The sequence below is a fragment of the Pseudomonas sp. SWRI111 genome (assembly GCF_014268555.1).
GTDB lineage: Bacteria > Pseudomonadota > Gammaproteobacteria > Pseudomonadales > Pseudomonadaceae > Aquipseudomonas > Aquipseudomonas hamedanensis.
Genome location: NZ_JABWQQ010000009.1, coordinates 19,528 through 36,044, shown reverse-complemented (window position 1 = coordinate 36,044; position 16,517 = coordinate 19,528). Strand labels below are relative to the sequence as shown.

18 protein-coding genes are annotated in these 16,517 nt (G+C 60.7%); 10 read left to right on the top strand and 8 right to left on the bottom strand.

Annotation, left to right across the window (positions count from 1 at the left end):
- Window positions 1-130 precede the first annotated feature (130 nt).
- The 3 genes from HU755_RS12700 to HU755_RS12690 all read left to right on the top strand — a co-directional run bounded on the left by HU755_RS12700 (window position 131) and on the right by HU755_RS12690 (window position 2,299).
- Window positions 131-409, top strand: a complete 279-nt coding sequence (locus HU755_RS12700; RefSeq protein WP_016770894.1) for a hypothetical protein — start codon at window positions 131-133, stop codon at window positions 407-409.
- Window positions 410-512: 103 nt separating this feature from the next.
- Window positions 513-1,271 carry a CHAD domain-containing protein gene (locus HU755_RS12695; RefSeq protein ID WP_186633037.1) on the top strand — a complete coding sequence of 253 codons (759 nt, stop codon included), beginning with the start codon at window positions 513-515 and terminating at the stop codon, window positions 1,269-1,271.
- Window positions 1,272-1,504: 233 nt separating this feature from the next.
- Complete coding sequence (locus tag HU755_RS12690) at window positions 1,505-2,299, top strand: acyl-CoA thioesterase II (RefSeq protein ID WP_186633034.1); 795 nt, start codon at window positions 1,505-1,507, stop codon at window positions 2,297-2,299.
- Window position 2,300: 1 nt separating this feature from the next.
- Here HU755_RS12690 and HU755_RS12685 read toward each other — a convergent pair whose 3' ends face one another.
- The 3 genes from HU755_RS12685 to HU755_RS12675 form a co-directional block, all read right to left on the bottom strand.
- Window positions 2,301-2,666: an Mpo1-like protein gene (locus HU755_RS12685; protein ID WP_186547075.1), complete on the bottom strand. Its 366-nt coding sequence runs from the start codon at window positions 2,664-2,666 to the stop codon at window positions 2,301-2,303.
- 204 nt (window positions 2,667-2,870) lie between these two features.
- Window positions 2,871-4,352 carry a methyl-accepting chemotaxis protein gene (locus tag HU755_RS12680; RefSeq protein ID WP_186633031.1) on the bottom strand — a complete coding sequence of 494 codons (1,482 nt, stop codon included), beginning with the start codon at window positions 4,350-4,352 and terminating at the stop codon, window positions 2,871-2,873.
- Between the two features lie 216 nt (window positions 4,353-4,568).
- Window positions 4,569-5,375, bottom strand: coding sequence for a TatD family hydrolase (locus HU755_RS12675; protein ID WP_186619144.1), 807 nt, complete (start codon window positions 5,373-5,375; stop codon window positions 4,569-4,571).
- A 235-nt stretch (window positions 5,376-5,610) separates the two neighbouring features.
- Here HU755_RS12675 and HU755_RS12670 point away from each other — a divergent pair, with 235 nt between their 5' ends.
- From HU755_RS12670 to HU755_RS12660, 3 genes are all read left to right on the top strand, one after another.
- On the top strand, window positions 5,611-7,032 hold the full coding sequence (locus HU755_RS12670; RefSeq protein WP_186547078.1) for a transglycosylase SLT domain-containing protein: 1,422 nt from the start codon (window positions 5,611-5,613) through the stop codon (window positions 7,030-7,032).
- Window positions 7,033-7,144: 112 nt separating this feature from the next.
- Window positions 7,145-7,579, top strand: a complete 435-nt coding sequence (locus HU755_RS12665; protein ID WP_186547079.1) for a DoxX family protein — start codon at window positions 7,145-7,147, stop codon at window positions 7,577-7,579.
- Between the two features lie 248 nt (window positions 7,580-7,827).
- Window positions 7,828-8,136: a class I SAM-dependent methyltransferase gene (locus tag HU755_RS12660; RefSeq protein ID WP_186547080.1), complete on the top strand. Its 309-nt coding sequence runs from the start codon at window positions 7,828-7,830 to the stop codon at window positions 8,134-8,136.
- A gap of 6 nt (window positions 8,137-8,142) precedes the next feature.
- Here HU755_RS12660 and greB read toward each other — a convergent pair whose 3' ends face one another.
- From greB to HU755_RS12645, 3 genes are read right to left on the bottom strand one after another with little or no spacing between them, the layout of a single operon-like run.
- On the bottom strand, window positions 8,143-8,640 hold the full coding sequence (gene greB, locus HU755_RS12655; protein WP_071173132.1) for a transcription elongation factor GreB: 498 nt from the start codon (window positions 8,638-8,640) through the stop codon (window positions 8,143-8,145).
- A gap of 35 nt (window positions 8,641-8,675) precedes the next feature.
- Window positions 8,676-11,180, bottom strand: a complete 2,505-nt coding sequence (locus HU755_RS12650) for an ABC transporter permease (RefSeq protein ID WP_186633029.1) — start codon at window positions 11,178-11,180, stop codon at window positions 8,676-8,678.
- Window positions 11,180-11,863: an ABC transporter ATP-binding protein gene (locus HU755_RS12645; RefSeq protein WP_016770883.1), complete on the bottom strand. Its 684-nt coding sequence runs from the start codon at window positions 11,861-11,863 to the stop codon at window positions 11,180-11,182. Before HU755_RS12645 ends, HU755_RS12650 begins: the two co-directional genes overlap by 1 nt.
- A gap of 10 nt (window positions 11,864-11,873) precedes the next feature.
- Between HU755_RS12645 and HU755_RS12640 the strand changes: the two genes are divergently transcribed.
- From HU755_RS12640 to HU755_RS12630, 3 genes are all read left to right on the top strand, one after another.
- Window positions 11,874-12,479: an arylesterase gene (locus HU755_RS12640; RefSeq protein ID WP_186633026.1), complete on the top strand. Its 606-nt coding sequence runs from the start codon at window positions 11,874-11,876 to the stop codon at window positions 12,477-12,479.
- Between the two features lie 57 nt (window positions 12,480-12,536).
- Window positions 12,537-12,830 carry a hypothetical protein gene (locus HU755_RS12635; protein WP_003226812.1) on the top strand — a complete coding sequence of 98 codons (294 nt, stop codon included), beginning with the start codon at window positions 12,537-12,539 and terminating at the stop codon, window positions 12,828-12,830.
- 222 nt (window positions 12,831-13,052) lie between these two features.
- On the top strand, window positions 13,053-14,021 hold the full coding sequence (locus tag HU755_RS12630; protein WP_186547084.1) for a L,D-transpeptidase family protein: 969 nt from the start codon (window positions 13,053-13,055) through the stop codon (window positions 14,019-14,021).
- 127 nt (window positions 14,022-14,148) lie between these two features.
- Here HU755_RS12630 and oprI read toward each other — a convergent pair whose 3' ends face one another.
- Entirely contained in the window at window positions 14,149-14,400 is a 252-nt protein-coding gene (gene oprI, locus HU755_RS12625; protein ID WP_003199355.1) for an outer membrane lipoprotei OprI, read from the bottom strand.
- 637 nt (window positions 14,401-15,037) lie between these two features.
- On the opposite strand from oprI, the gene HU755_RS12620 reads away from it, so the two are divergent.
- Window positions 15,038-15,319 (top strand): GNAT family N-acetyltransferase, encoded by a 282-nt coding sequence (locus tag HU755_RS12620; RefSeq protein ID WP_186547085.1) that lies wholly within the window; start codon window positions 15,038-15,040, stop codon window positions 15,317-15,319.
- Window positions 15,320-15,382: 63 nt separating this feature from the next.
- On the opposite strand, the gene HU755_RS12615 is transcribed toward HU755_RS12620, so the two are convergent.
- Entirely contained in the window at window positions 15,383-16,459 is a 1,077-nt protein-coding gene (locus tag HU755_RS12615; protein WP_186547086.1) for a 3-deoxy-7-phosphoheptulonate synthase, read from the bottom strand.
- Window positions 16,460-16,517 lie beyond the last annotated feature (58 nt).

Here is a 16,517-nt window from a genome sequence, read left to right as displayed (position 1 = left end):
TTTTTTCGATACTGTGCGATGCTTCGAGACTATCCTTTTCGCCAATGCAGTTTGCTGGGCGGGCAAGGCACTTTTTCGCCGCCCGACCGTCTTACCTGCACGACTGTTGACCTACCTTGAGGTGTGAGTGATGAAAGCCTGGATCTGTGTGCCGTTGATGGCCCTGGTATTGGCCGGTTGTGCCGGCAAAACCGCGTATCGCGACAGCTGCGGCAGCCAGCTCGACGCGGCGTGGCATGAACTGGATCTGGCCAAGGCGGAAGGCTTCGCCGGCACGGTCAGCTATTCCAAGGCGCTGTCGCTGCTGACCGCAGCCAAGACCCAGCAGCAATTCGAAGGCTTCGAAGGCTGCAGCAAGAAAGCCGAAAAAGCGCGTTTCTACATTCGCGAATCCCGCGCAGGACGTTAACAGCAACTGCAAGTTTTGAGCTGCAAGCTGCAAGCTTAAGGCGACCGCCTTCAGCCTGAAGCCTGCAGCTTGAAACTCGCAGCTGCCCATGGAGTAGCCCCCTATGATCGACCGGTTGGTGGCTCATCTGTTGAGCCTGGAAGTGCGCTTGCTGGCTTGCCAGGCGCGGTTGGCCGCGCGCACCGATCCCGAGGCCTTGCACGATTTGCGCACCACCGTGCGGCGCTTGCGCAGTCTGTTGCGGCCATTGAATGGGCTGCCGGGTGTCGAGCAACTGGAAGCCGCTGCCTCGGCGGTGGGTGATGTGACGACGCCGTGGCGCGATCGTGAGGTGCTGGCGGCGTATTTGCTCAAGCATGATCAAGGCGAAGCTGCCCAACGCCGCATGGCACAGATGGCCGAAGCGTATCCGGCACTGGCCGCCAGTGCGCAGTTGGCTTCGTTGCTGATGATCCTCGATGCCTTCCCGCGTTTCCTGCGTGCCGCGCAGCGTCAGGGCCTGCTCAAAGGCTTGGCCAAACGCATCGAAAAACGCTTGGGCAAACAGTGGCAGAAACTCGATGAAGCGCTGCACGACCCCGCCCATGACCGCCATCGTCTGCGCCTGCTGATCAAACGCGTGCGCTATGGCATCGAAGCCTATCCCGAGCTGGATCGCTTGCCGGAACCGGCGCTCAAACGCTTGAAGTCTGCGCAAGCTGCCCTGGGCGACTGGCACGACTGCTGGCAATGGCTGGCGCGTGCCGAGCAGGAAGCGGATCTGCAACCGTGCGTGGCGACGTGGCAGGCCGGCTTGATCAAAGCTGAACTGAAAGCCGATCAAGTGTTGGAAAAACTCAGCGCGACCTGCTTCAAATCCTGAGATCGCCGCGATCCCTGTAGGAGTGAGCCTGCTCGCGATAGCAATCTATCAGTCGCCAATTCATTGTCAGATAAATCGCTATCGCGAGCAGGCTCACTCCTACAGAGGATTGTCAGCGTGACGGATATTGGTCCAAGGCCTATCTGTCAGCCCATTTGACCGGAATAGACGCTGCGCCGCGGTGCCGGGCTGGTTAAAATCGCCGCATCCCTTTTTTGCTTGCCGAGGTTGCCATGCGCTTTTGCGATCTGCTCGATGCCGTCCGCCAACAACCTGAAGTGACCATTCCCGCCGAATGGGGACAGGGTCGGGCCAGTTTTGGTGGCCTGGTGGCTGCGCTGCAATTTGAAGCCATGCGCGCCAGAGTGCCGGGCGAGCGTCCCGTGCGGTCGCTGGCGATCACTTTCGTCGGCCCCGTCGAACCGCAAATCCCGGTGAGTTTCGAGGTCGAGGTGCTGCGCGAAGGCAAAGCCGTCAGCCAGGTATTGGGCCGAGCCATGCAGAAGGGTCAGGTGGTGACGATCATCCAGGGCAGCTTCGGTGCTTCACGGCCCTCGGAAGTGGCCGTTGACGCGTACCCGGCACCGACCATGAAACACTGGGATGAATGCCAGGAGCTGCCGTATATCAAAGGTGTGACCCCGGAGTTCATGCGTCATCTGGCGATGCGCTGGAGCGTCGGCGGCATGCCGTTCACCGGCACGCAGTCGCGGCAGATGGGCGGATGGGTGCGTTTGCGTGGAGACGTTCGGGAAGAGCCGGTCAATGAAGCGCATCTGCTGGCGCTGGTTGATGCGTGGCCACCGGCGCTGTTGCCGTACCTGAAGAAGCCGGCACCGGGCAGCACACTGACCTGGACCATCGAATTCGTTCAGCCGTTAAGGAATCTGAGTACGCTGGACTGGTGCCAATACCTGGCCGATATCGAATACGCTGCCGATGGCTACGGTCATGTCGCCGCAAAGCTGTGGAGCGCGGAGGGAGAGTTGATCGCCATGAGTCGCCAGACGGTGACGATCTTTGCCTGACTCAATGCCGACGGTGACGCTCACGCCAGGCGCGCCACCAACCGCCGCTGAGCAAGAAGCGCGGGAAAGTCAGGAACTGCTCGACCAGCAAGCGTGACACCGCGTCTTTACGATCACTGAACGGCTCGGAGGCTTGCGCCTCCAGGCTGTGGCCGTGGCGCTGCAGACCCAGCGCCGCGAGGATACCGATCACGCCGATGGCGACGCTGGCCAGACTCAGGCTGAACACCCCCGACACGATCAACAGAAAGGCCACGATAAACAGCGGCACGGCAATCAGGTGCAGCACCAGATTGGTCGGATGCTGGTGATTGCCCGGGTAGGCGCGCCATTGCCACGCGGGAAGGTTGGGGTGACGTTTGCCCATGTTGCTACTCCTTGATCCATGTTTGAACTCATGGTTGAAGAATAGGCGCGGGCGAGGAGGGCGGCGAATCAAGGTTGGCTATTGAAGTGATAGGGGCAATGGACAAATTGGATGTTGCCCAATCTGGCCCCATCGCGAGCAGGCTCACTCCTACATTTGGAACGCATTCCCCCTGTAGGAGTGAGCCTGCTCGCGATGGCGTCATCAAAGTTTCAACTGACCTATCGCCTTGTTAAGCGCCCCAGCCAACGTCGCCAACTCACTGCTCGTCGTCGCCGAATCCACCGTCTGCCGTACGGTGTTTTCAGTCACATCGCGAATACTCACCACTGCGCGGTTCATCTCCTCGGCGACCTGACTCTGCTGCTCCGCCGCCACGGCAATCTGCGTGTTGCTCTCACGCATCTGCGCCACCGCCCCGGTGATCTCAGCCAGTGCCTCACCGGCCTCCTGTGCCTGTTGCACGCAGTCGTCGGCCTTGTACGAACTCTCCTGCATGAAGTCCACCGCATCGCGGGTGCCGGCCTGCAGGGCGGACACCATGGTGGTGATCTCATCGGTCGAGGTTTGCACACGCTTGGCCAGATTGCGCACCTCATCGGCAACCACCGCAAAACCGCGGCCCATCTCGCCGGCGCGGGCCGCTTCGATGGCGGCGTTCAACGCGAGCAGGTTGGTCTGCTCGGCGATGCTGTGAATCACACTGACCACGCCGTTGATTTTCTGGCTGTCCTCGGCCAGCCGTTGAATCATCTCGGCGGTCTGCTGCACGCCGCTCGACAGCCCGGCAATCGACTGCTGCACCCGCGCCACTACCTGTTGGCCGCTGCCGGCGAGGCCGTCGGCGGTCTTTGACAGATCGCGGGTGGCACCGGCGTGCTGGGCGATGTGATAGACGGTGGCGGTCATCTCGTTGATTGCGGTGGCAGCCTGATCGGTCTCGCTCTGCTGGCCGAGCATGCCGTGACGCACTTCGTTCATGCTCGACGCCAGCCGTGCCGCACCGACGTCCAGTTGCCGCGCGGTGTTGGCGACGGTCGTGACCACACGCTGATAACCGGCCTGCATCGCATTGAAGGCATTGGCCATCTGCCCGACCTCGTCCTTGCCCGCCAACGGCACCCGGGCCGAGAGGTCGCCGGTTTTTTCGACGTGGAGCATGACGTCTTTCAACGTATTGAGTTGGCTGAGCAGAAAGCGGATCAGCAATTGCGAAGCGCCGAGCATCGCCAGCATCAGAATAAACACCGCGAATGCGTAGTTGGCGAAGCGCTCGCTGAACACTTGGCTCAGGCTTGGGGCGTAGGCGATGACCGCCACTTGTTCGCCATCGGCGCGGCTGAATACCTCGGCGCCCATTAACGGGTTGTCGCCGAACAGCGGCATTTCATTGATGGCATTCCAGCCGTTGCTGCCGCTGATTTCCAGCAGCGGTTGATCGTTGAGACGCGGCGCTTCACCGCGCTTGAAGGTCAGCACCTGAGCGGATTTGGGCAGCGCCCGCTCTGGCGGCCAGGCCTTGAGCAGTTGCGCCTGCGCCTGAGCGGAGGCCTGCGCGGCGTGGCTGCGGGCCTGTTGTTCAAGCTGGACGGCGTACAACACCAGCAGCAGGGTGGTGACAAAGGCGACCGCGTTGACCGCCCAGAATTTGTATTTCAGCGAGATATTGCTAAGCCAGGCACCCATGGAGGTCTTCTCTGATAGCGGAAACAGTTTTGGCAAGGTGCCATTATTGTGCCGCTATCCAGATGAGAAGACCTTGATATGAGTCAACAGACGCCGCTGCCCTGCTTTTCTGTAGGAGTGAGCCTGCTCGCGATAGCAGTGTGTCAGTCAATGCTGTAAGCAACTGACCCACCGCTATCGCGAGCAGGCTCACTCCTACAATGGGATTCGGTGGTGTCAGGAAACGATTGGCAAACCGTAGAATGCCCGGGCACATGCGGTGGTATGCGCCGCCAGCGCTTCTTCGGTCTCGCCGCGATGCAGCGCCACCTCGCGCAACACCTCAGTCAGATACGCCGGCTCATTGCGACCGTTTTTCGGTTTCGGCCGCAGCGTGCGCGGCAGCAGATACGGCGCATCGCTTTCCAGCATCAGCCGTCCCGGTTTGATCTCTTTGACCAGCGGATGCAGATGCGTGCCGCGGCGCTCGTCGCAGATCCAGCCGGTGATGCCGATGTGCAAGTCCAGATCCAGGTAGCTGAACAAGGCTTTTTGCTCGCCGGTGAAGCAATGCACCACGGCCGCGGGCAACTGATCGCGATAATCCCTGAGGATCTCCAGCAATCGCTGGCTGGCATCACGCTCATGCAGGAACACTGGCAATTGCAGCTCGACCGCCAACGCCAGGTGTTCTTCGAGGACTTTCTCCTGTTGCGGGCGCGGCGAGAAGTCGCGATTGAAGTCCAGCCCGCATTCGCCCACTGCAACGACATTGCCTTCCTGCAACAGGCTGCGCAGGCGCCGTGCACTGTCGGCATTCCAGTCGCTGGCCGAATGCGGGTGAATGCCGGCGGTAGCAAACAGTCGCTGACCGCTGTCATCGAGTTGCCGGCACAGTTCAAGCGCCTGTTCGCTGCCCTCGACGCTGGTGCCGGTCAGCACCAGCTGGCAGACCCCGGCGGCATAGGCGCGGTCGAGCACGGCCTGGTGTTTGTCGGCGAAACTGGGGTTGGTCAGGTTGACGCCGATATCGATGAGTTGCATGGTGCTACCTCGGGCCGAAGGCCGGAAAGCATATCAGAGCTGTAGATTTATAAGAAAAGCCAAGAACTACAACGGCTTATGGCTGTCTGTTGAGGCCGCGAGAGACCGGGGGTGGCGGTGATGCCATCACTGTGCCAGTCTTTCGCACTTTACCAGCGCTCCGAGCGCTCTGTTTTCCTCGGTGATTTCGCCACGGTTGTAGGCGCAAATCGCCCGTATTCTTTTCGGAGAGTGGATGCATCGTCCCTCGGTTTTGCTGCTGTTGTGTGGCGCGTTGCTGCTGCCGATGCCGGTGCTCGCCCGCTTGCCCGGGCCGCTGCAAGCCGTGCCGGCGACCAAGGTCCGCGACCTGTCCGAGATTCGCAGCAGCCGCGTGTTGCGGGTGCTGGTCAATCAGAGCCGCAACAGCTCTGGCGAAGTCCAGGGCCAGGCCATCGGTGTCGAATACCATCGCTTGCGTGCGTTCGAGCAATACCTCAATGGCCACGCCCGCGACGGTCAGGACGTCACCCTCAAGATTATCCCCAAAGCCAAGGATCAATTGCTCGGCGCCTTGCAGCGTGGCGAAGGCGACATGGTCGCGCCCGGCGAGTTGCTCGATTTGCCGTCGGGCTATGCGGTGTCCAGCAGTGAACCGATCGCCAGCAATGTGCCGTTGGTGCTGGTCGGCATCAAAGGCGAGCGGCGTTACACCAAGGTCGAGCAGCTCTCCGGGAAAACCCTGGCGTTGCCCACCGGCAGCGCGGCGGGGGAGGCGGTCAGCCAGTTGAATCAGAAACTGGCGCTGCACAAGCTGGCGCCGATCAATATCGAATGGGTCGATCCGACACTGGCGGTAGAGGACGTGCTGGAGATGGTCCAGGGCGGCATTTTCCACCTGACCATCGTCGAGCAACCGATTGCCGAGCGCTGGGGCAAGATCCTGCCCAAATTGCGCCTCGACCGGCAACTGAACCTTGGCGAACCGGGCGAGGAGCATTGGTTCGTGCGGCGCGACGCGTCGATGTTGCGTGCGAGCATCGACCGCTTTCTCACCGGTTACAAGAAACCGTCAAACGAAGATGCCGCGTTTCTGCGCATCTATCGCCGCCTGTATCAAGTCCATTACCCCTTGGCCAAGGCCGATCGCCAGCGTCTGGAAAAACTGCGTCCGACTTTGCAGAAGCACGCCGACGCGCAGAACATGGACTGGCTGAATCTGGCGGCGCTGGCGTTCAAGGAATCGCGCCTGCAACCCAACGCCCGCAGTGGCAGCGGCCCGACCGGGCTGATGCAGATCACGCCGTCCGCGGCGCAACGGGTCGGTGTCAGCAATATTCAGAATCTCGATGCCAATGTGCAGGCCGGGGCCAAATACCTGGCGATGATCCGTCGCAAGTTCTTCAACAGCCCGAAACTCAATGAGCGTGAACGCATGGCCTTCACGCTCGCCGCCTACAACATCGGCCCGGAGCGCGTGCAAGGCATGCGTGCCGAAGCGCGGCGACGTGGGCTGAATCCGAACCAGTGGTTCTTCCAGGTCGAGCGCATTGCCATGGAGCAGGTGGGAATGGGCGCCGTCAGCTATGTTAATAGCGTCAACAAGTATTACTTGGCATTCGACCGGGAGCGGGAGTCGCTGGAGCCGCGCGGGCAAAAAGTGGTCACACGGAAATAATCTAGTAATTCGATTGTTATGGCGCAATTTTTGCGCTTTAAACATAAAAGAAACTGATTAATATAGCGGCCAACCCAAACACACAACACCACTGCACAACAAGGAATGCCCCATGAGTTCTCTGATCAACAAGGTTCTGTTCACCCGTGCCGGTTACGGCCTGACTGTTCTGCGTATCGCTGTCGGCGTCATCTTCGCCGCGCACGGTGCACAAAAGCTCTTTGGTCTGTTCGGCGGCTACGGCCTGGCCGGCACTGCGCAATGGATGGAGAGCATCGGCCTGACCCCGGGCTACCTGATGGCGTCGCTGGCCGGCGGTACCGAGTTCTTTGCCGGTCTGGCGCTGATCATCGGCCTGCTGGTGCGCCCGGCGGCACTGGGTCTGGCGTTCCTTTCGCTGGTGGCGATCTTCTCGGTACACATCGGCAACGGTCTGTTCATGGCCAACAACGGTTATGAGTTCGCCCTGGCCCTGCTGGCCGGCAGCATTGCAGTACTGATCGAAGGGGCCGGCAAGCTCTCGGCGGATCGCGCCATCGCCGGTTAAGCGCTCTGGCTCAAGCCTGAGGCCCGCATTGTGCGGGCCTTTTTTGTTGCGGCTGATTCTTGACACTGGTCGGTCACGTTATCTAGGATGTTGCTCATGCGCCGATTTAAACAGCTACTTGCGGGGCGCCAGGTAACTCGATCAGTTACCGTCAGAAGCCGGAACAGGGCTTCGAAATACCGCTAAAGCGCTGGTTCGGTGTTGCCTCTCACCTGCCATGCAGACTTTTGAGGCAGAGACACGACACGATGAATGCACTACGCCCTCCAGCACGTCCCGCGCCGATCACGGCTCATATCACCCAGCGCAACCCGAAAATTCTCCTTGGCGGCAAACACCAGCCGACGCTGTTGCGTTATCTCGATGGCTGGCCACGTCGCAGCGGCGGTCCTGCCGCCTTCCTGATCCAGTTTGTTGATGACGGCGAGTCGCTGGCGCGTTTTGCCAGCGACAGTTTCGATCTGGCGGTGATTCAGGCGCCCAGCGCAGAAGAGGCGCCTGACATGATCAAGCAACTGACCCGCGTTGCACGGCAGGGTTTGATCACTCGCCGCTGATTCGGCTTACGGGTATTCGATCGCGACGATATAGACGAACTGCTCGCCGGTCGGCGTCTGTACCCGGACTTCCGCGTCAAGCGCTTTGCCGATCAACGCGCGAGCCAGTGGCGAGTCGATGCTGATCAGGCCTTGTTTCAGATCCAGTTCATCCGGGCCGACGATGCGGTAGCGCGATTGCTTTCCGTCTTCGTCTTCGATGGTCACCCAGGCGCCGAAGTAGACCTTGTTCGGATCGCTGGGTTTTTCGCTGACTACCTTGAGTGCTTCCAGGCGTTTGGTGAGGAAACGCACACGGCTGTCGATTTCGCGCAGCATTTTCTTGCCGTAGGTGTACTCGGCGTTTTCCGAACGGTCGCCCTGCGCCGCCGCCTCACTGACGGCTTGCGTGACTTGCGGGCGACGCACATGCCACAACTCATGAAATTCAGCGCGCATCCGCGCTTCACCCTCGGGGGTGATCAGCGCGGTGCCAGCGGTGCGGGGAGGGCGATAGCGGCTCATGGCAACTTCTTGTGATTAAGACGGCTTTGAGTCTATCAACCCTCGCGCAACACTGTCAGCGGGCTCGCGTTCAATGCCCGACGCGTACCGAACACACCGGCGCCACCAATCAGCGCTGCGCCAATCAACGGCAACACCAGCAACCACGGATGCGGGTGCCACGGCAGGTCGAAGGCGTAGCGATACAACACCAGACTCACCACCTCCGAACCGATCGCCGCGAGCAGACCGCTGACCGCACCGAGCAAACCGAACTCGATACGCCGCGCCTTGATCAGCAACTGCCGCTCGGCACCCAGCGCGCGTAACAGCGCACCCTGGCGAATGCGTTCATCCAGCGTCGCTTGCAGGCCGGAGAACAGCACCGCCATCCCCGCAGCCAGAACAAACAACAACACATATTCCACCGCCAAAGTGACCTGGGCGAGGATACTGCGCAGCTGTTCGAGCAAGGCCTCGACCTGCAGGATGGTCACCGCCGGGAACGTCCGCGACAGCTCGACGATCTGTTGATCGTGACCGGGAGCCAGATAGAAACTGGTCAGGTAGGTCGCTGGCAGATCCTTCAAGGTGCCGGGCTGGAAGATCATGAAAAAGTTCGGCTGGAAGTTGTCCCAGTTGATCTCGCGCAGGCTGGTGACCTTCGCTTCACGGTTGACCCCACCGACATTGAAGACCATGTGATCGCCGAGCTTGAGTTTCAGGCTTTCGGCGACTTTGCCTTCCACCGAGACGCCCGGTACATCGTCGGACGGCTGGCCGCTCCACCAGGAACCGGCGGTGAGCTTGTTGCCGGCCGGCAGGTCCGCGGCCCAGGTCAGGCTCAGGTCGCGTTGAATGGCGCGATCGCCCGCTGAATCCTTGCTGACGATTTGCTGTACCGCTTCGCCATTGATGCTGATCAGTCGCCCCGGCACCACCGGATACAGCGGCGCCGCTTGCGCGGACACCTTGATCAGGTGATCGGCGAAAGCCTGTTTATCTCCCGGCAGGATGTTCAGCGCAAAATAATTGGGCGCATTTTTCGGCAACTGGTTCTGCCAGGTATCGAGCAGTTCGCCGCGCAGCAGGGCGATCAATGCCATCGACAGCAGGATCAGTCCGAAGGCCAGCGATTGTCCGGCCGCTGCCAATGGATGACGCAGCAATTGCCCAAGGCCCAGACGCCAGGGCAGCGAGGCGCGGGCGAGCATCCGGCGCAGGCTTTGCAACAGCAACAGCAGCAAACCGCCAAGTACCAGCGCAGCGACCACGCCACCGCCGAGCAGAGCGAACGTCAGCAGCAGATCCAGGCTCAGGCGCCACATGATCAGGCCCAGCGCACCCAGCGCCGCGCCGTACACCATCCAGGTGCTCGACGGGATCGGCAGCATGTCGCGGCGCAACACCCGCAGCGGTGGCACCCGGCCCAGTGCCGCAAGTGGCGGCAAGGCAAAACCGGCCAGCGCCACCAGTCCGGTACCGATTCCGGCGATGGCCGGGAACAGGCCCCCCGGTGGCACATCACTGGGCAGCAAATCATGCAGCAAGGCGAACAGGCCCAGTTGCGCAAGCCAGCCGAGCAGGGCGCCGCTGATTGCGGCAACCAGCCCGAGCGCGGTGAGTTGCAGGCTGAACAGCACCATCGTTTCCCGGCGTGAAAGACCGAGGCAGCGCAGCAGGGCACTGGCATCGAAACGCCGACTGGCAAACCGATTGGCCGACAGCGCGACCGCCACACCGGCCAGTAACACCGCGACCAGACTGGCCATGTTCAGATAGCGCTCGGCCTTGCCCAAGGCACCGCCAATCTGTCGATTACCGTCACGGGCATCCTGAATTCTCTGGTTGGCGGCCAGGCCCGGTTTGATCAGTTCCCGATAGGTTTCCAGCGCCTGGGGTTCGCCGCGCCACAGTTCGCGATAGCTCACGCGGCTGCCCGGCTGCACCACGCCGGTGGCAGCGAGGTCTTCAAGGTTGATCAGCACCCGTGGCGTCAGGCTGTAGAAATTGCCGGCGCGGTCCGGCTCATAGGTCAGCACGCGCGTCATCTTCAGGGGCTTCATGCCGACATCGATGCTGTCGCCGATCTTCAGATCCAGCGCCGTCAGCAGACGCGCCTCGACCCACGCTTCGCCGGGCTGCGGCTCGCCGCCGACTTCTTCAGGGGCAAAGGGGGCGGGCGCACTTTTCAACTCGCCGCGTAATGGATAGGCGCGGTCGACAGCTTTGATGCTCGACAGTTGAATGCCGTTGTCGGTGGCGATGACGCTGGAAAACTCCACTACTTGCGCATGATTCAGGCGCAGTTCGCTGCCGCTGCGGATCTGCTCCTCGCGAGCCGGCGAGCTGCCTTCCAGCACCAGGTCGGCACCCAGAAATTCAGTAGCGCGTAGCATCATCGCGCCGTTGAGGCGGGCACCGAAGTAGCCAATCGCGGTGCTCGCCGCAACGGCGACCACCAGCGCAAAGAACAATACGCGCAACTCTCCTGCGCGGGCATCGCGGATGAGTTGACGAAGGGCAAGACTGAACAGGCGTAACAGCGGCAAACGTGCCATCAAGGCTCCAGAGGGGCGACCAGCAGCCCGGCTTCAAGACGGATCAGACGCCGGCAGCGATGGGCCAGGCGTTCGTCGTGGGTCACCAGCACCAGAGTGGTGCCGCGTTCCTTGTTCAATTCGAACAGCAGGTCGCTGATGCGCTCACCGGTGTGGCTGTCGAGGTTGCCGGTCGGTTCATCGGCAAACAGCACGTCAGGTTCGGCAGCGAAAGCCCGGGCAATGGCCACGCGTTGCTGTTCACCACCGGAGAGCTGACGCGGCGAGTGGGTCAGGCGCTGGCCGAGGCCGACGCGCTGGAGCAATTGCGTGGCGCGTTCGCGGGCGTCTTTGCGGCCATCGAGTTCGAGCGGCAGCATGACGTTTTCCAGCGCGTTGAGGCTGTCGAGCAACTGGAAGGACTGGAAGACAAAACCGACGTGCTCGGCACGAATACGCGCGCGCTGGTCTTCATCGAGATTGCTCAGGCCCTGGCCGGCGAGGGTGACTTCGCCGCTGCTGGGCAGGTCAAGCCCGGCGAGCAGACCGAGGAGGGTGGATTTACCGGAACCGGAAGCGCCAACGATGGCCAGGCTGTCGCCCTTGTTCAGTTCCAGGCTGAGTTCGTGCAGGATAGTCAGTTCACCTTCCGCGCTAGGGACCACTTTGCTGAGGTTCTTCGCGGTGAGAATGCTTGCGCCCATGGAGAATCCGATGCGTGTATGGTTTTTGAGTGCTGGTCTGGCCTTGATGTGCATGGCCCAGAACGCAGCGGCGGGTACTGTCCTGATCGTTGGCGATAGTATCAGCGCCGGTTTCGGACTGGATACCCGCCTGGGGTGGGTGTCGTTGCTTGAGCAACGGCTCAAACAGGAGGGTTTCGACGATAAAGTGGTCAACGCCTCCATCAGTGGCGACACCAGTGCCGGAGGCCTGGCGCGGCTGCCGGCGCTGCTTGCAGAGCATAAGCCAGAGTTGGTGATCCTCGAACTTGGAGGTAACGATGGCCTGCGCGGAATGCCGCCAACACAATTGCAACAAAATCTTGCCTCGATGATCGATCGTTCCCTCCAGAGCGGTGCAAAAGTGCTCTTGCTCGGCATGCAGTTGCCTCCCAATTACGGCAAGCGTTACACCGATTCCTTTGCCGAGGTCTACGGCAAGCTTGCCGACGCGAAAAACATCCCGCTGGTGCCGTTTTTCCTCGAGGGCGTCGGTGGCCATCCAGACTTGATGCAGGCCGACGGTCTGCACCCGGCCGCCGGGGCTCAGGCCAAGTTGCTGGAAAATGTCTGGCCGACGCTAAAACCGCTGCTATGAGGCTTTTCTAGTGGCAGGCTTTCGGCTAATGTGGCGCCCCCTAATTTGGAGCCCCCGATGCCGCGTCCTGCCTGGTCCCTGTTTGCCTACCAACTGATCGAGCCTGACGAGCAGCTGGACCTGTTCGCCTGCCAGGAAGTGCGGGTGCATCTGGTGACGCGTCAGCTGGAACTCGGCGGCTCGGCCGATCGCACCCTGTGCGGCAGCCTGCTGCCAGCGCAGCCGCGCTGGTCCAGCGTGGACCGTCGGGTGTTTCAGGATCAGCGCCTGTGTTCGCTGTGCCGGGCGATTCTCGAATCGCAGAAGCGCGGCACGTCGCCGATCTGGCCGGAGCTGCGTTTCGAACTTTGACGTCACCCAAATCCCCTGTGGCGAGGGAGCTTGCTCCCGCTCGGCAGCGCAGCCGTCGCAAAATTGCCGGATACTTGTCTGACTGAAAAGCCAAGAGGGCCTGCTGCGCAGTCCAGCGGGAGCAAGCTCCCTCGCCACAGGTCTTGAGTCTCCCCGAAATTTCAAAGTGCGGTGTACAATCGCGCCCTTATACCCTTGATGATCATGCGAAGGATTTTCCGGATGTTGCCGCGCTTTCCTGCCGTCACCCGCTGCCTGTCACTTGCCGCCCTGTGTGTGGCCGGTCCCGTTGCTGCATTGGAGCTTCCCCTGCCACCGCCTGGCGAAGACATCGTCGGCCAGGTGCAGGTAATCAAAGCCAAGTACGAAGACACATTCGCCGATCTCGGCACGACCTACGACCTGGGCTATTCGGAAATGGTCGCAGCCAACCCGGGCGTCGATGCCTGGTTGCCCGGTGCCGGTACCGAAATCGTTTTGCCGACGCGTTTCATCCTGCCGCCGGGACCGCGCGAGGGCATCGTCATCAACCTGGCTGAATACCGCCTCTACTACTACCCGAAAGGCCGGAACGTGGTGTACACCTTCCCGCTGGGTATCGGTCGTGAGGGTTGGGGGTCGCCGATCGCTCATACCTCGATCATCGCCAAGACGCCGAACCCGACCTGGACGCCTCCGGCCTCGATCAAGGCCGAACACGCCGCCGATGGTGATCCGCTGCCGAATGTCGTGCCGGCGGGGCCTGACAATCCGCTGGGGCCGTTCAAGTTCACGCTTGGCACACCGGGTTACCTGATTCACGGTTCGAACAAGAAATTCGGCATCGGCATGCGCACCAGCCACGGCTGCTTCCGCATGTTCAACAACAACGTGCTGGAGATGGCCAGCATGGTGCCGGTCGGGACTTCGGTGCGCATCATCAACGATGCGTACAAGCTCGGCAGCAGCGGTGGCAAGGTCTATCTGGAAGCGCACACGCCGATCGACGACAAGGGCAACCCGTCGGTGGTCGACAAACACACCGCGGTCATCAATGCGATGCTCAAGCGTGAAGACGTCACCAGTAACTTGCGGGTGAATTGGGACGTGGTGCGCGATGTGGTCGCGGCCGAAGATGGCCTGCCAACCGAAATCGGTACGCCGGGTACTTCCGCGCCGATGGTCTCGAGTGCGCCGATCGACTTGCAGTAAGTCGCCAGTCGCGAACCCGTCGATGCGTTAAGCGTCGGCGGGTTTTTTTGTGCCCGGGCAAAAGCGTCGGGCACAAAAAAGCCGACCCGAAGAATCGGGTCGGCTCGATAACAACCCCGAAGGATTATTACTTGCGGCTAGCTTTGTCCAGCATGCGCAGAGCACGCTCGTTAGCTTCGTCAGCAGTCTGTTGTGCTTTTTGAGCAGCAGCCAGAGCTTCATCAGCTTTACGGTAAGCTTCGTCTGCACGAGCCTGGGAGCGAGCAGCTGCGTCTTCAGTAGCGGTCAGACGTGCTTCGGTTTCTTTCGATGCGCTGCTGCAACCGGTAGCCAGAACTGCGGCCAGAGCCAGAGCAGAGAATTTCAGAACGTTGTTCATCGTGTTCCCCTTCAAGGACTTTCAAATTAAGTAGCTGTCTCCTCACGATTGAGGAAATAGCCGGCGTACATACTACCCATTACTTGTAGTAAGTAAACTGACGTAGCGCAAGAAGCAAAAAAAATTGTAGGCGTTGATTCTTTTTCGAGCAACTTTTAACGTTGCTGTATAAAAAGTATCCAGCTGCAAGCCCCGCCCTGAGTGACTCGATCAGAAAAAGTTCCCGCCGCTGCGCAGTGTTTTTGTTGCTTTCGGTAAAAGTCTGCGTAGATGAATACGTCCACACTTTTATTCCGATTTTGTGCACGGCTTCGCTTATCTTTGCCCATGTTGAGGTGACTTTAAAAAAGCGCGCACGTCTTAAGTCTCAACATTCGGCAATGTTCAGGTGAGCGGCCCGGGAAGAGCGTTACCCGGCCCACCCTGCGTCCATCGGAGCCACCCCCGCCAGCCCCTCGATGACGAGTGCACCTTGAGCATTTTTGCCAATGGTGCCTACTATTTATCAGGTGCCCGGTTGCGCGGGATCGGTGTGGCTCTTCTCGGTGCCCAACAGGCACGGGGTGGCGTAGATGTTCCTTCGCCGGAAAAACATCGGTAAGGTAGGGTCAGAATTCAAGACCCGCGAGGAGTAGTGATGAGCGAGGCGTTGTCCATCCACCATGACCAGGCTGGTCATCAGTTCGAGACCAGTGTGGACGGTCATCGTGCCTACCTGACGTACATGGATCTGGGGAAACAGACCCTGGATATCTATCGCACGTTTGTGCCCAATGCCTTGCGTGGCCGTGGCATTGCCGCCGCGCTGACCGAAAGGGCGCTGCAATACGCCGAGGAAATGGGCTACACGGTGATCCCGTCGTGCTCCTACGTCGAGCGCTACATGGAACGCCATCAGCGTCGCGCCGCAAAGATCTGAAGCGCGTACACACAAAAACGCCGGGCAAATGCCCGGCGTTTTTTTATGCGTGCGAAACCCTGCTTAAGTACGCTGGCGCTTCGGCAATACGTCCTTGAGCTTGGCATGCATGCTGCGCAAGGTGTTTTCGGTAGCGGACCAGTCGATGCAGGCATCGGTGATCGACACGCCGTATTGCAGGTCGGCAAGGTCTTTGGGGATCGCCTGGCAGCCCCAGTTCAGATGGCTCTCGACCATCAGGCCGATGATCGACTGATTGCCTTCGAGGATCTGGTTGGCGACGTTTTCCATCACCAGCGGCTGCAGGGCCGGGTCCTTGTTGGAGTTGGCGTGGCTGCAGTCGACCATGATGTTCGGCTTGATCTTCGCCTTGTTCAACGCCTGCTCGCACAGGGCGACGCTGACCGAATCGTAGTTCGGCTTGCCGTTACCGCCACGCAACACCACGTGACCGTAGGCATTGCCCTTGGTGGTGACGATCGACACGCCACCTTCCTGGTTGATGCCGAGGAAACGGTGCGGGCTGGACACCGACTGCAAGGCGTTGATCGCCACGGTCAGGCCGCCGTCGGTGCCGTTCTTGAAGCCGACGGCCGAGGACAGGCCGGAGGCCATCTCGCGGTGAGTCTGCGATTCGGTGGTACGCGCGCCGATGGCCGACCAACTGATCAGGTCCTGCAGATACTGCGGGGAGATCGGGTCAAGGGCTTCGGTGGCGGTCGGCAGACCTTTTTCGGCCAGATCCAGCAGCAACTGGCGACCGATGTGCAGACCATCCTGAATCTTGAACGAGTCATCCAGGTACGGATCGTTGATCAGGCCTTTCCAGCCGACGGTGGTACGTGGCTTCTCGAAATACACGCGCATGACCAGATACAGGGTATCGGCAACTTCCTCGGCCAGTACCTTGAGACGATCGGCGTATTCGTGGGCGGCCTTGATGTCGTGGATCGAGCACGGGCCGATCACGACGAACAGACGGTGGTCGGTGCCATCGAGAATGTTGCGAATGACTTCGCGGCCCTTGGTGACGGTGCGCAAGGCGGCGTCGCTCAGGGGGATATCACGCTTGAGCTGATCGGGAGTGATCAGGGTCTCGTTAGAGGCGACGTTTAGGTCGTTGATCGGTAAATCAGCCATCGTTTACTCGTCAGGTCACGGGTGCCGGCCGCCAGCGATCCCCGCGCGGCGGAGCACA